The 14577-nt window shown below is 43.6% G+C and carries 11 protein-coding genes; all 11 read right to left on the bottom strand.

Going from position 1 to position 14577, the window contains the following annotated elements; all coding sequences use genetic code 11:
- Nucleotides 1-29: 29 nt before the first annotated feature.
- The 11 genes from IQ19_RS05035 to IQ19_RS04985 all read right to left on the bottom strand — a co-directional run bounded on the left by IQ19_RS05035 (nucleotide 30) and on the right by IQ19_RS04985 (nucleotide 14572).
- Nucleotides 30-1304 (bottom strand): TRAP transporter large permease, encoded by a 1275-nt coding sequence (locus tag IQ19_RS05035; protein ID WP_144540514.1) that lies wholly within the window; start codon nucleotides 1302-1304, stop codon nucleotides 30-32.
- 30 nt (nucleotides 1305-1334) lie between these two features.
- A complete protein-coding gene (locus IQ19_RS05030; RefSeq protein WP_144540511.1) occupies nucleotides 1335-1886 on the bottom strand; it encodes a TRAP transporter small permease in 552 nt (183 codons plus the stop codon).
- Between the two features lie 73 nt (nucleotides 1887-1959).
- Nucleotides 1960-2988 carry a TRAP transporter substrate-binding protein gene (locus IQ19_RS05025; protein WP_144540508.1) on the bottom strand — a complete coding sequence of 343 codons (1029 nt, stop codon included), beginning with the start codon at nucleotides 2986-2988 and terminating at the stop codon, nucleotides 1960-1962.
- A 185-nt stretch (nucleotides 2989-3173) separates the two neighbouring features.
- Nucleotides 3174-4439 (bottom strand): TRAP transporter large permease, encoded by a 1266-nt coding sequence (locus IQ19_RS05020; protein ID WP_144540506.1) that lies wholly within the window; start codon nucleotides 4437-4439, stop codon nucleotides 3174-3176.
- A gap of 28 nt (nucleotides 4440-4467) precedes the next feature.
- Nucleotides 4468-5001 carry a TRAP transporter small permease gene (locus IQ19_RS05015; RefSeq protein WP_144540504.1) on the bottom strand — a complete coding sequence of 178 codons (534 nt, stop codon included), beginning with the start codon at nucleotides 4999-5001 and terminating at the stop codon, nucleotides 4468-4470.
- A 66-nt stretch (nucleotides 5002-5067) separates the two neighbouring features.
- Nucleotides 5068-6120: a TRAP transporter substrate-binding protein gene (locus tag IQ19_RS05010; RefSeq protein ID WP_144540501.1), complete on the bottom strand. Its 1053-nt coding sequence runs from the start codon at nucleotides 6118-6120 to the stop codon at nucleotides 5068-5070.
- A 473-nt stretch (nucleotides 6121-6593) separates the two neighbouring features.
- A protein-coding gene (gene prfB / locus IQ19_RS05005) for a peptide chain release factor 2 (protein ID WP_144540499.1) occupies nucleotides 6594-7707 on the bottom strand; the annotation gives its coding sequence in 2 pieces (ribosomal slippage) (nucleotides 6594-7634 and nucleotides 7636-7707; 1113 coding nt in all).
- 595 nt (nucleotides 7708-8302) lie between these two features.
- Entirely contained in the window at nucleotides 8303-10813 is a 2511-nt protein-coding gene (gene secA / locus IQ19_RS05000) for a preprotein translocase subunit SecA (RefSeq protein WP_144540497.1), read from the bottom strand.
- 181 nt (nucleotides 10814-10994) lie between these two features.
- The gene (locus tag IQ19_RS04995) at nucleotides 10995-11987 is read right to left on the bottom strand and encodes an NERD domain-containing protein (RefSeq protein ID WP_158638741.1); all 993 of its coding nucleotides are present in this window, start codon (nucleotides 11985-11987) and stop codon (nucleotides 10995-10997) included.
- A gap of 292 nt (nucleotides 11988-12279) precedes the next feature.
- Entirely contained in the window at nucleotides 12280-13338 is a 1059-nt protein-coding gene (locus IQ19_RS04990) for a YecA family protein (protein WP_144540491.1), read from the bottom strand.
- Between the two features lie 394 nt (nucleotides 13339-13732).
- Complete coding sequence (locus IQ19_RS04985) at nucleotides 13733-14572, bottom strand: DUF1028 domain-containing protein (protein WP_144540488.1); 840 nt, start codon at nucleotides 14570-14572, stop codon at nucleotides 13733-13735.
- Nucleotides 14573-14577: the final 5 nt, after the last annotated feature.

Here is a 14577-nt window from a genome sequence, read left to right as displayed (position 1 = left end):
CCTTCACATGATCACTCTGGCAGCTTCAATTAATTAAGCCATTCAAGCGGCACCGTAATGATTTCCGGGAATAATATTAAGAGCGCCAGCACGATTGCATGAACGACCAGGAATGGCCAGATGCCTTTCGTCAAATCCGCCAGGCTGATTTTACTTATTCCGCAGCCTACATATAAAACAGTGCCGACCGGAGGAGTAATCAAGCCAATACACAGATTGATAACCATGACAATTCCGAAATAGACAGGATCGATTCCAGCCATTTTAACAAGAGGCAGCAATACTGGCGTAAAAATCAGGATAGCTGGTGTCAGGTCCATCACAAGGCCAATCAATAATAGGAAAATCATAATAACAACCATTAAAAGCAGCGGGCTGTTAACAAGTGAACCCATATAGCCTGCCATTTCTGCCGGGACATTCGCAACGGTAATAAGCCAGGCCGACACCATTGCAGCTGCCGCCACAAACATAACAACACTCGTCGTTTTAGCCGAAGCAATTAAAACTTGATACAACTCATCAAGCTTCAGCTCCCGGTAAATAAATAAGCCAACAAACAAGGCATAAAACGCAGCTACAACAGCAGCTTCAGTTGGTGTAAAAACGCCGCCGCGCAGTCCGCCAATGATGATGACCGGAAGCATTAAGGCAAAACTGGCCTGCTGAACTGCCTTCCAAATTTCTTTGGCCGATTTTCTCGGAGGCAGTTCACTTGTATCTTTTCGTGACATAAAGAACCAGCCAATCATCAATCCGACTCCCATCATCACCCCAGGAATGATGCCGCCCATGAATAAATCGGTAATCGATACACCCGCGGTTACCCCGAATAGAATCATCGGAATGCTTGGCGGAATAACGGGAGCAATGATACCGGATGCACAGATGATGCCTGTAGATGTGTTGACGTTATAACCTTTGGCAATCATCATTGGAATTAAGATGGCACCAAGTGCTGCTGTATCCGCAACAGCGGATCCCGATAGTCCCGCAAATAAAATACTGGCAATAATGGCTACAAATCCAAGGCCGCCTCTAATATGGCCGACAAGCGCCATGGAAAAATCAACGATACGCTTGGAAATCCCGCCTGCATTCATCAATTCACCTGCTAAAACAAAGAACGGGATGGCCATCAATGAAAAGTTATTGGCCCCATTAATCAAGTTTTGAGCAACAATTTGGCTATCAAAAGTTCCCATGACAAACATCAGCATGACACCGCTGGCCAGCAGCGCGAATGCGATCGGCACCCCTAATGCCAGTGATCCAAATAGTGATCCTAAGAATACTCCTATCATGGCGAGTAATGCCCTCCTTTCTTGCCGACGCTATTTTGCTATAAATTCTTCTTCCTGATTATGATTAACCTCTAATAAAACATCTTCTGAAGATTGGATGATCGTAAACCGCTCTGACTTTCCTTTGATTGCTTTAAATAAACTGGCAATGATAAGAGCCATCATCCAAATGCTTGATACAATCCCAATTCCATATAAATAGGAAAGCGGCATTCCCGTTGCCGGGCCTGTACTGTTCATATTGAGAATGGTCATTTTCCAGCTCCCTTCCAAAACAAGCCAAAGCAAGTAAAGAACAATGGCATTGCTGATAATGAAGGCCACTTTTTGAAGGCCCTTTGGCAATGCATTGACGACAATGTCCACTCCAAGGTGCATTTTATCTTTTAATGCGGCAATTGCACCCAGGAATACAAGCCAGACGAAAAAGTAGCGGGACATTTCTTCTGACCAAGTAAGACCGGAATTGAATACATACCTCAGTACAACGTTTCCAAAGACGGAGAGGGACATGGCTGCCAGTGAAAAGGCAATCGCAATGTTTAAAACTTTATTTGAAAAAGAGCTGATTTTACTAAACACGGCTTTCTCCTCCCTGCTAATGAAAGCTGGAGAGATAAAAAGGGTTTATCCCTCCAAGCCATTTATTGCAGTATTACTTTGCTTCTGCCCGGATGCGGTCTGCAAGATCCTTTGCCCAATCAAATTCGCTGTAAATTTCTTCGTATAGAGGCTGCGCTGCTTCTTCCATTTCAGCTGAGAATTCTTCTGACGGTGCAGTAAATTTTAGGCCGTTGTCCTCGAGAAACTTCTTGTCTTCTTCATAACTCTTTTCAAGCAGTTCAAATTCGTAATCAGCAGCTTCCTTTGAAGCCTTTTCAATGATTTTCTGCTGTTCTTCTGTCAAACCACTCCAAAAATTGCTGTTGATAATATACAAGTTCGGGCTAAACATATGCTTTGATTCAAGAATATCGCTTTGCACTTCATACCAGCCTGATGCCCGAACAGTCGCAATCGGGTTATCCTGCCCATCCACAACGTTTTGCTCCATCGCGGTGAATACTTCGGAAATTGGCAGAGGTGTTACATTGGCACCAAGCAATTTTCCAAGTTCGATATAGTTAGGAATATTAGGCATTCTAAGGCGAAGGCCGTTAAAATCCTCTAAACTTTCAATTGTTTGATTGGAAGAAAACATCCGGAAACCATTCGCACTCCAGGCAAGCGGCTTTACGCCATGCTCTGATTCAAGATCTTCCGTCAATTCTTCACCAATCGGTCCATTCAATACGGTTTTGGCATGTTCAAAATCTTTAAATAAGAACGGCCATTCAGGTGCTGCCATTTTCGGAATATCCGCCTGCATGATCAAGCCTGGAATTCCCATCTCAATTGTGCCGTTGCGGACACCGTCATAGAACTCTTTTTCTGCACCAAGCGTACTGTTCGGGAAAATTTGCACTTCAAGCTCCCCGTTGCTTTCTTCTTCAACCATCGTTTTAAACTTTTCTTTTAAGGCAACATTCTGGGGGTGGTCCTCAGCAAAGTAGTGTGCTACTTTGATCACCTTCTTCTTTCCTCCCCCGCCTTCACCTCCTGTTTCTTCCCCTCCGCAGCCTGCCAGAAGTAAAAAGCTTGCAAGGACTGTTGCGGCCAAACCAAATAACTTTTTCTTTTTCATTATTCATCTCCCCTTCATATCATTTGCTGTTTAATCTAAAGTTGATTTTTGTTCTATATTATAAAACCCTGTTTTGTAATATCTGCAAAAAGTGAACAGCATTTTTTCTACTTGTTAATGATTAAAATGCTGTTTAATAGAGATAAATTTAAATTTTTTCTATAAGACAACGAATCTAGGGAACCTTATAAGAACAGCAGTGAAAGCTGAGGTGCAACGATAATAATCAGCAATGTAATTAACATCGCAAAGAAAAACGGCACAATCGCTTTTGATAACTGCTCCAGTGACAAACCGGATATCCCCGCACCTACGAACAAGTTCACACCAAGCGGCGGCGTTATGAATCCAATGGATAGGTTGACAATCATAATGATTCCGAAGTGAATGGGATCATAGCCAATTTGAAGTGCTACAGGAAGCAGGATTGGCGTTAAGATAATAATCGCCGCAATCGTATCCATAAAACAGCCTACTATGAGCAGCAATAATGTAATGAGCAACATAATTATGAGCGGTTCGCTTGAAATGGACATCATCGCTGCCGCAATCTGGTTCGGAATCTGTTCGATTGTTAATAGGCGCCCAAATGCTGTTGCAGCTCCAACGATTACAAGCACTGTGGCTGTTGTTAAGGCAGAGTCGACAAAAATCTGCGGCAGATCTTTGAATTTCAATTCCTTGTAAACAAAAACACTGACAATTAAACCAAATACCACAGCGACAACCGCTGCTTCTGTCGGGGTAAAAATACCGCCGTAAATCCCACCTAAAATAACGACAGGAATGAGAAGTGCCCATTTGGCTTCCCAAAGTGCAGTTAACACACCTTTAATGGTTGTAGCCTGATCAGTTCCTGTATAACCCATTTTCTTTGAATGGATGTAAGAATAAATCATCAAGCCAATACCAACCATAATTCCTGGTATAATCCCGGCAATAAACATATCCCCGATTGAAACACTGCCAGAAACGCCGTAGATAACCATCGGAATACTTGGAGGAATAATAACGCCAATTGAACCTGCTGCAGCAACAACGGCTGTCGCAAAACGTTTATCATACCCTTTTTGTACCATGGCCGGAATCATGATCCCGCCGATTGCCGCAACAGTTGCCGGCCCTGAACCAGAAATAGCAGCGAAAAACATACAGGTGATGATGGTTGCCATGGCAATCCCGCCTGTTTTATTTCCGATCATGGAATCTGCTACATTAAATAGGCGCTTGGATATGCCGCCTTTCCCCATAATTTCGCCGGCGATAATAAAATAAGGAACAGCTAATAGAGGAAATGAGTCAACAGAGTTTGTTAATTCTTTCATCAGGAATTCAACTGGCATTCCTCCGGTATATAAAATAGTGAATAATACCGCTAACCCGATTGCGATCCCGATAGGAACGGTTAAAAATAGGAAAACTGCAAATGAACCGAATAATACCCCTGCCATTCAGAACGTACCTCCTTCAAAAAATCTTCTAGATCGCGCTAATGTTCTGCTCCACATCTTTCGGAAGTTCATGGTTTTTGTCGAAGTTTTTAATCGCTTTAAAATTGCCGATAATGTTTTGAATTAATCGGATTCCCGCAAGCCCCATGCCAACGGGTGGAGCCATATACACGATGCCTGTCGGAATTTGAAGTGCCGGCGTTGTTTGCCCAAATAATAGCAGCTGGGATGCAATGCCATAACCATAGATCACTACATACACACAGAAAACGAGAAAGAGGATATTAGAAATGAGTGAGAAATAAATTTTTGTTTTATCTTTAAATAGCAAAAGGGCCGCATCCACTTTAATATGGCGGTGATGCTTGACCGCATAGCTAATCCCGATATAAATGAGCCAGATAAAGCAGTACCGCGCAAGCTCTTCTGACCAGGAAAGGGAATTTGACATCACATAACGCATAAACACCTGTACAAATATAACGGCAACCATGATAGCCGATAAAAGGAATAATATGTACTTTTCGAGGTTTTCATCAAGCCATTTCAATGATTTAAGCAACTGGATCGCCTCTTTTCTTTAAAAAGAGACCGGCCATCAGGCGACAACCGGCTGCTCTTTTCAAAATTATTTTGCCTTATCAATCTCAGCAAGGAATTCGTCTACAATTTCAGCGCCGATTTTATCTTTATACTTATCGATAACTGGCTTAACTGCTTCCTGGAACTTTTCAAATTCTCCATCTTTTATTTCTGTGAAAGTCATTTCCTTCTTTAACGTTTCAAGAGATTCATCCGCCACTTCACGATTGCGCTGACGGTTAAACTCCCCTGCTTCTACTGCTGCTTTTGCAATGACTTCCTGTTGTTCAGCGGAAAGCTCTTCCCAAATTTTCTTACTGAATAAGAAGATAAACGGTGTGTAAACGTGATTTGTATTCGAAACATGCTTCTGAACTTCAGGGTATTTACTCAATAGAATGGTTGGATATGGATTTTCCTGTCCATCAATTGTGCCTTGCTGCAGCGCTGTGAACAATTCAGTAAATGCCATAGGCGTCGGATTCGCACCAAGTGCTTTCCAAGCATCCAAATGAATTTCGTTTTCCATTGTACGGATTTTAAGGCCTTTTACATCTTCCATAGTGGCAACAGGCTTCACATCGTTCGTTAAGTTACGGAAACCATTTTCCCACCAAGCCAATCCAACTAGTCCCTGCCCGTCAACCATCTCAAGCATCTTGTCTCCAAACGGGCCATCTAATACCTTGTCTGCCACTTCTTCATTTGGAACAGTGAACGGAAGATCAAATACTCCAAACTCAGGAATAAAGTTTACAAGCGGAGACGTTGATGGAATCGTAATATCAAGTGTACCGAACTGAAGCATTTCAATCGCTGAGCGGTCATCAGCAATTTGGCCGGAATGATAAACTTCAACGGTTAAATCATCTGATTCTGCTTCAACAAGCTCTTTAAATTTCAATGAAGCTTCATATTCTGGATGCTTGTCATTTACTCCAATACTAACTTTAAGCGTACGCTTTCCGCCTTCTCCGCTTGCACTATCTGATGATCCTTTTTCAGATGCGCCCGTTGAGCTTGAGTTTCCTCCGCAGGCTGCTAATACCATTGTGCTGATCATTAAGATACTAAGAAATAAAATGGACAGTTTTTTCATTAATTTTCCCCCTCAACTATTTTAAAAAAATGATAGTGTACTCTATCTTTTGCGCTATCATTGGAAGTTCAAAAAAGGCTTTTTCATAAAATAAAACGCTTTCAAAACAGACTAAAAAAATTTGATATGTAAATCACCCTTCCACTCTTTGTTTTACATTATAAAACTCTGTTCTGTATTCATGAACTTATTTGTATTGTAACTTCAGTAAGATTTATTGTCAAACTATTTTTTATATTCAAAATGCACATTTAAATGAACGTTATTGCAGAAAAATTACTTAGTTATATAGATAGCAAATTACTTAAGAAAAAGAGATTTTATTAGTATGTTAGTAAAATGTTTTTGAGGAAAAAAATTTTCTTTTATAAACGAAATAAGCCTTTGCCAGTCATTCGCTGGCAAAGGCTTTGGGTTATTAGGTGGCGGCAATTCTTTGAATTTGTGATTTGCCGGGATAAGCTTTAGGTGTTTTAGTCTTGAGACAAGCTCAATCTTGAACGCAAGTATGCATTGATAAAGAGATCAAGGTCGCCGTCCATGACTCCCTGGACGTTTCCGACTTCCGTATTCGTACGGTGGTCTTTGACCATGGAGTAAGGATGGAAAACGTAAGAGCGGATTTGGCTTCCCCAGCCGATTTCTTTTTGTTCGCCTCGGATTTCCAGGAGTTCCTGTTCCTGCTCTTCGATTTTCTTTTGGTAGAGCTTTGCCTGGAGCATTTTCATCGCGCGCTCACGGTTTTTGATCTGAGATCTCTCAGTTTGGCATGTTACAACGACATTTGTCGGCAAGTGCGTGATCCGAACGGCAGAGTCAGTGGTGTTAATGTGCTGGCCGCCGGCACCGCTTGCACGGTAGGTGTCAATTTTCAGGTCTTCTGTCCGGATATCGATTTCAATTTCATCGTTAAATTCCGGCATGACTTCACAGGATACGAATGAAGTATGGCGGCGTCCTGATGAATCAAATGGCGAAATCCTCACAAGACGGTGTACGCCTTTTTCTGCTTTTAAATAGCCGTAAGCATTATGGCCCTTGATGCTAAGCGTAACACTCTTGATGCCCGCTTCATCTCCAGGAAGGTAATCAAGCGTTTCGACTTTAAAGCCTTTTTTCTCGGCCCATCTTGTATACATGCGAAGAAGCATGGAGCCCCAGTCCTGTGACTCGGTTCCGCCTGCACCTGGATGCAGTTCAAGAATGGCATTGTTTTTATCGTATTCTTCACTTAAAAGAAGCTGCAGTTCGAAGTCTTTCAGGCGCTGTACTAAATCCTTAAGCTCCTCAACAAGCTCTGCCTGCAATTCTTCGTCGCTTTCCTCTTTGACCAGCTCATACGTTAATTCCAGGTTCTCGAACGTTTCGTTTAAATCGTGAAATTCATTTACCTGGTCCTTAAGAGCATTGGATTCGCTGATAACACCCTGTGCAGCCTGCTGGTCATCCCAGAATCCCGGCTGCAGCATAACATCATCAAGCTCGGCAATACGCGCCTCTTTGTTTTCTAAGTCAAAGAGACCCCCTAAAGTCCGCTAAAATCTTAGCTGTTTTTTCAAGTTCATTGCGAATATCTGCTAATTCCATTCCTGTCACCTCAAAAATTATTTTTTCCTATTATAGCATGATTATTTAGATGGCCTTTTTCACTATTATTGTTTTAGTTAATGAATTCTGCCCGTTGATTTCCGCTGCAGGCACTCGCTTTCCGCGGGCGGTCCGGGAGCCTCCTCGGCGCATACGCGCCTGCGGGGTCTCCCTTTGACTCGCTTCTCCCGCTGGAGTTTCGCGCCTTCCGCTCCAACCAACAGGGTGCCAAAATTAATATAGAGTTATTTACAGTACCATTAAAAAAATAGTCTCTAAATTCAATGGCATGGGTGGAGCCTGGATTCGTCACCTATGAAGGAAAGTTGCATTCTTAAGCGCCAATCCTATTCCTCTGCCATCTGCATAACGCGGAGCCCTAGCCTTTTTCCCAAAAGGAGAAGCCGGCAAAGCTGTTGCCGGCTTGGTTTGTTTATTTTAAATGAGAAACTATAAAATTTTAACGTCGATAACTGTCTAGCTCCAGCGCCTACCCCTCGAGGTCACAAGCCAATCCTCCCAAAAAGGCAAAGAACGCCTTTCCGGGAGGCTCGACTTGTGCTTATCGGGGGTGGGCAAGGCGCTTCCGCTTTTCTTATTCTGCACCACAGCAGTTTTTATATTTTTTGCCGCTGCCGCAAATGCATGGGTCGTTGCGTCCAATGTCCATTTGCTTGACGACTGGCTTTTTCTTGACCTTTTCTCCGTCTTCCTTCGGGTTGACAGCCTGGCCTTTGGCGACTTCCTGGCGCTCAAGGTTGTTGCGGATTTCGGCTTTCATGATGTACTTGGCGACATCTTCTTCGATAGCCGCAATCATGTTTTCGAACATCGCAAAGCCTTCTGCCTGGTACTCGCGAAGCGGATCTGTCTGGCCGTATGCACGCAGGTGGATACCCTGGCGAAGCTGGTCCATCGCATCAATGTGGTCCATCCACTTGGAGTCAACGGCACGAAGTACGATAACTTTCTCGAATTCGCGCATTTGCTCAGGCTGGAGCATTTGCTCTTTTTCGTCATAGCGTTCTTTAACCTTGGCAAAAATGGTTTCAGCGATTTCTTCTGTATCTTTGCCGCGGATATCATTTACTGTCAGGTCGCCTTCATGAAGAAGGTTCCCATTTACATAGTCAATGATGCCTTGCAGGTTCCAGTTTTCCTCGTCCTCATGACCTGGCGCATAGGCTTCAACATTGCGCTGGATGCTGGTCATGATCATTTTTTCAACGATGCCTCTGAGGTTCTCGGACTCAAGAACTTCGTTACGCTGGCCGTACAGGATTTCACGCTGCTGGCGAAGAACGTCGTCATAGGAAAGAAGCTGCTTACGGGCATCAAAGTTGTTGCCCTCAACGCGTTTTTGCGCAGATTCAACCGCTCTTGAAACCATTTTGCTCTGGATCGGCTGGGTGTCATCCATGCCGAGGCGCTCCATCATCGATTTCATATTGTCAGAGCCGAAGCGGCGCATCAGTTCATCTTCCATAGAAAGATAGAACTGTGTTACACCCGGGTCTCCCTGACGTCCGGAACGTCCGCGGAGCTGGTTATCAATACGTCTGCTCTCATGGCGCTCTGTCCCGATAACAGCAAGTCCGCCACGTTCCTTTACGCCTTCACCGAGCTTGATGTCGGTACCGCGTCCCGCCATATTTGTCGCGATCGTAACGGCACCTTGTTTACCTGCGTCCGCGATAATTTCAGCTTCACGGCCGTGGTTTTTCGCGTTCAGGACATTGTGCGGAACACCTTTTTTGGAAAGGTATTTAGAGATAATTTCAGATGTTTCGATTGCCACTGTACCGACAAGAACAGGCTGTCCATTTTTGTAGCGTTCTGCGATATCTTCTACAACGGCGCGGAACTTGCCGTCCATTGTTGCGTAGATTAAATCCGGACGGTCGTCACGGGCAATCGGACGGTTTGTCGGAATGACAACAACGTTCATATTGTAAATATTGCGGAATTCCTCTTCTTCCGTTTTCGCTGTACCTGTCATACCGGCAAGCTTTTCGTACATACGGAAGTAGTTCTGGAATGTAATCGTCGCAAGTGTCATGCTTTCGTTTTGGATTTCAAGGCCTTCTTTTGCTTCGATTGCCTGGTGAAGCCCATCGCTGTATCGGCGGCCCTTCATCAGACGGCCTGTAAATTGGTCAACGATAACGATTTCGCCTTCCTGAACGACATAATCAACGTCAAGATGCATGCTGGAATGCGCTTTTAGCGCCTGTGTAATATGGTGGTTAAGCGCTACATGCGAGATGTCGAAAAGGTTTTCGATACCAAAAGCCTTCTCCGCTTTTGTCATCCCTTCCTCTGTCAGCTGAACACCTTTTGTTTTCTCATCATAAGTGTAATCCTCGTCTTTTTTCAGGCGGCTGACAAAGGCATTCGCCTGGATATACAGCTGAGTTGATTTTTGCGCAGAGCCTGAAATGATCAGCGGTGTACGCGCTTCGTCAATCAGGATGGAGTCAACTTCATCGATTACGGCATAATGAAGCGGGCGCTGAACCTTCTGCTCTTTGTAAAGAACCATGTTGTCGCGAAGGTAGTCAAAGCCAAGCTCGTTATTGGTGCCGTATGTGATGTCAGCAGCATAAGCAGCCTGCTTTTCTTCTTTGGAAAGTCCGTTCAGGTTAAGGCCGACTGTCAGGCCAAGGAACTCATAAAGCTGGCCCATTTCAGTAGCGTCACGGCTTGCGAGGTATTCGTTGACGGTTACAACGTGAACGCCTTTGCCAGTTAATGCGTTCAAGTAAACCGGCATAGTCGCAGTCAAGGTTTTACCTTCACCGGTTTTCATCTCGGAGATATTTCCTTCATGAAGGGAGATCCCCCCCATTAATTGGACCGGGTAAGGATATAAGCCAAGAACACGCTTCGCTGCTTCGCGGACAACTGCAAATGCTTCGATCAGCATATCGTCAACAGATTCACCCTTTTGGTAGCGCGCCTTAAATTCTTCCGTTTTTGCGCGCAGCTGCTCGTCCGATAATTTTTCGGTATCGGATGCAAGTGCATCAATTTGTTCTGCCATTTTGGTGAGACGTTTTATTTCGCGTTTATTTTGATCAAACACTTTATTTAAAATCCCAAGCATTTAAAACGCTCCTTTATGTTGGATATGAGAGTCATTCGCTGTTCCGCCCTTTTCTGGAAAAAAGGTAGTAATTAAAAAAGATTCGCTTTTTACCGGCGGAATCCTCCCATGAAAATTCACATTATTTCTTATTAATATTACCACTTTGGGAGGGGGGTGACAACTTATGCCATACCTCAGCTTATTCTAGCTCCTTAATTTGCTGATAGCCGGGCGGGGGGAAATAAACCCTGCCCTTCTTTGAACCGGAATAGGGAAGCTGCATGGAAGTGAGCAATTTTTTAGCGATGTCCCCGGAAGGCAGGTGCAGGAAGCGGCAGATCTCCTGATTGGTTAAGGGAGAATTTTTGTTTAAGAGGAAAAGATCTTTAAGGGCATGGACGTGAGCATCCTTATCTTTGGATTGGCATTTGGTGCAGTACCATATTCCAAAATGGCGCTTCATTGGATATGATGAACAAACCTTGCATATAACTCCTGTTTGTATATCGTCCGGTGGAATTCCATAGTATTTTAAGATATCAACAGTTTCGGGAATGTGTTCTTTTATAATCATACGGGTAATTTTCTTTAGGTCCTTTGGTGTCATAGCTTCGTTTTTGTAAGAGACTTTTATTTTTTCAATGCTTCTCAGGAGGAATTGGGCATGCTGGACTTTTTGCAGCATTTTGGAATAGCCAGGAGCAGTTTTGAGGATAGTGGAAGGCTTACTGATAATGATAAGAAATTCGACCGGAATTGCGAAGTTGGGCTTCTGGAACCATTTTTTCAGTTCCGCGCTCTGCTGGCTGGCTTGTTCAATCGGATTGGGGTACCCTTTGGTCTCACCCTTGTTGTTCGTTTGAATTAATTGATTAAAATCCGGGTCGAAAAATAAGGTTCCGCCGTAGTTCTTTACTTCTAAAACTAAGGCAAAAGATGCGCTTATGAGCAGCGTGTCAATTTGGAAAAAGTACCTGCCATTTGAAAGGCGGAGATCATGAAAGATTAAAAACTCTTTTTCCGGCAATTTACTTAGGTAAAAATCAATGGCCTGCTCTCCTTTGTAACCTGCTAATCTTCTGGTTTGATCAGACTCGATATCAGGCCTTTTTGGGTGGTTCTTCGGGATTCTCTTCAGCAGCGCATGATTTTTCTGAATTCGGATGGGTACAAATCGTTCTTTTTCAATCAAGAGCAACACTCCTTTTTAGAATTGAGGATAGAATTCTGTTTTGGCGGAGAAATCTCCTGCTTTATTGACTTCATTTTTAAGCTCTAATCGATATATCGGTCACTTTGCCAGGTTTATCGGTCAGATTTTAATTTTATCGGTCACTTTTTCGATATATCGGTCAGATTTCATTTTTATCGGTCACTTTTTCAATTTATCGGTCACTCTGCGTCCTATCAACATTCCCGCATTCACAATGTGAAGATAAAAAAAACGAAGAGCCCAAAAAGCCCTCCGTTTTTTTCTGTGCCCATTAAGAATTCGATTCCTCAATTAGCTTGCGGATCGTATCCTCAACTTCATTATAAATCTCACCGTAATATGTCGATACGCGGCTTGCATTGATGCCATATTTTTCGCCGATTTCCTTCTGAGTCAGCGTTTCCTTTGAATCAGCTATTGTGGTAACAAGATACCGGAGTCCAGCAACGTAATTATCAGGCTTTTTCACCTGCTTGCCTGTCTTTTCGCAATAGTCCATCCAGAGAGAAATCCCCATGCCGATGATCCATGGTTCTTCACCAGCTTCTATCATATCGTCTCTGAAAATCTCGGCCACCTGCTTGGCGCCCTTGCTCGGCCAGCCGAAATTATCCATAGTTGGAGCAAACACTGATTTTGGTGTGTCGTTCATGAGATCGACGAGATATTCCGCCAAGTATTCTTCCGGGTTATCATAACCTTCTTCTTCAAAAGAATATTGGATATAATCCTCAAATTGTGATGCATTTTCTTTCGGCAGATCAAAAATGGCCGGAAACGCCAGATACTCTTCTCCATATGGAAGAAGAATGGCAAAGGCGAAATTTCCTTCCTCAAAGCCATGTAAATCGCCAAAAAGCGAAACACTATAGATCTTCCCTGTTAAGGTATCCTTAATAACAGCCTGATCTTCAGTGACTTCAGTCATGATTCCAGCCACTGCTTTGCCCTCAGCCCAGGATTGTAAAATGCTTTTTAAACGCGGACGCGAAATGTAAGGCATTTTCACACGAATGAACTCACCCATAATGGATTCATCTTCCTCTAAGGTACCGAATAGAATGTACCAGAAAGAGTGAACAAATTCATAGAACTCTTTCTCTTCCCCTTCAATGCCTTCGAGTATATCAAGAAGATCGGTAAAATCCTCTTTTATGTCATCCCCATAATGGGTAAGTGCAAATATTCTCGCTTCCTTTTGAAGTTCAATGACTTCATGGTTCAGTACTTCTTTAATCGATACGGCATCCTTGCTGCCGCAGCACTTCTTATATTTTTTCCCGCTGCCGCATGGGCACGGTTCATTTCTGCTTGCTTTAACTGTTGACATGCTTTAAATCTCTCCTACTAATTTCGTTCGATTCTACTATCCTAACATTAATCAGCAGTTTGGGCATTTTTCAAGTAAATTAAAACAATTGGCTCTTGTCAGATAGCTTTTAACCAGGGGACGAGAACTATAGATCATATTTCTTTAATTTTCGAGTTAAAATACCTTATTAATGAGTAAATTTCAGGCACGCTGACGATATATCGGTCACTTCTCCAGGTTTATCGGTCAGATTTTGATTTTATCGGTCACTTTCAGGATATATCGGTCAAATTTCACTTTTATCGGTCAGTTTTTCAATATATCGGTCACTTCGCGTCCTTTCAACTTTCCACCAATTACCTTGTAAAAATAGAAAAAAACGGAGAGCCCCCACTCTCCGTTTTCCGCGACCTTATTGCTTTTTCATATAATCCAAAACATCCAAATCAATCTTCCCCGCTTCCTGCTCGCGGGCTTCGAAGTTTTCAGTATGGATATAGGCTGTTAGTGCTTTTAAAAGCTGCTCATCTCCCTTGCCGGCCTCTAAATATGTAAGGCGCACAAGTTCCCGAACCAGTTGTTCTTTTACCGCGCCTTCAATCGCAGCCACCCTGTCTGCCTTTGAAGGAGCAAAGTAAAGCTGCTGCAGATGATAAATTCGGATCAATTCGGTAATTGGCTCCGGATGGTCATCGACTCGCAAATCGATGTAACGGTCATTAAACCCTCCGTATCCGCCAGCCTCTTTTACGACCAGCAGTGCTGCGGATTGCTGGCCGCGGCTGTCACCGCCGGCTGACTGGCCTGCGTTCAAAGAAGCAAGCAGACGTTCCGCCAGAGAACCTTCCGTGCTGATAAATGTCTGGCCCATTGCCTGAACCGTCTTTTCATCGACTAAAATATTCCCCTGTGCAGCAAAATGAGGTCCAGTCATTCCGCCTGCCCAGTTGTAGCAGCCTTCCCCTGTGAAGGTAGCCGGATTTCCCATTGCATCCAGCAAACCGACCTGGCGGAGCTCTTTTTCCGGATCATCTTTTGTGATGATTTCGAGCGCTTCTTCAGCCGTTTTGCCTTCCTCCATTAATTGCAATGCACGCGGGCCATATGAGGTATTGGCATATGACTGGGTCGCAACCGCTCCGACTCCCGCTTTTGCAAACGGCACTACTGCGCCAACGCCTAAAAATTTCGATTGAACCGCAATTCCCCATTCTTTTTCTTTTGGATCGAATCCGACAATTGAAAATGTCATGTATG

It is taken from the genome of Cytobacillus oceanisediminis, from assembly GCF_007830235.1.
Classification (GTDB): Bacteria; Bacillota; Bacilli; order Bacillales; family Cytobacillaceae; genus Cytobacillus; species Cytobacillus oceanisediminis.
This window is presented reverse-complemented; position numbering and strand designations above follow the sequence as displayed.

Bases quoted from the DNA above. Each gene is read 5' to 3' on its own strand.
- IQ19_RS05035 (WP_144540514.1), bottom strand. From the start codon at position 1,304: ATGATAGGAGTATTCTTAGGATCACTATTTGGATCACTGGCATTAGGG.
- IQ19_RS05010 (WP_144540501.1), bottom strand. From the start codon at position 6,120: ATGAAAAAACTGTCCATTTTATTTCTTAGTATCTTAATGATCAGCACA.
- secA (WP_144540497.1), bottom strand. From the start codon at position 10,813: ATGCTTGGGATTTTAAATAAAGTGTTTGATCAAAATAAACGCGAAATA.
- IQ19_RS05020 (WP_144540506.1), bottom strand. From the start codon at position 4,439: ATGGCAGGGGTATTATTCGGTTCATTTGCAGTTTTCCTATTTTTAACC.
- IQ19_RS04990 (WP_144540491.1), bottom strand. From the start codon at position 13,338: ATGTCAACAGTTAAAGCAAGCAGAAATGAACCGTGCCCATGCGGCAGC.
- IQ19_RS04985 (WP_144540488.1), bottom strand. From the start codon at position 14,572: ATGACATTTTCAATTGTCGGATTCGATCCAAAAGAAAAAGAATGGGGA.
- IQ19_RS05025 (WP_144540508.1), bottom strand. From the start codon at position 2,988: ATGAAAAAGAAAAAGTTATTTGGTTTGGCCGCAACAGTCCTTGCAAGC.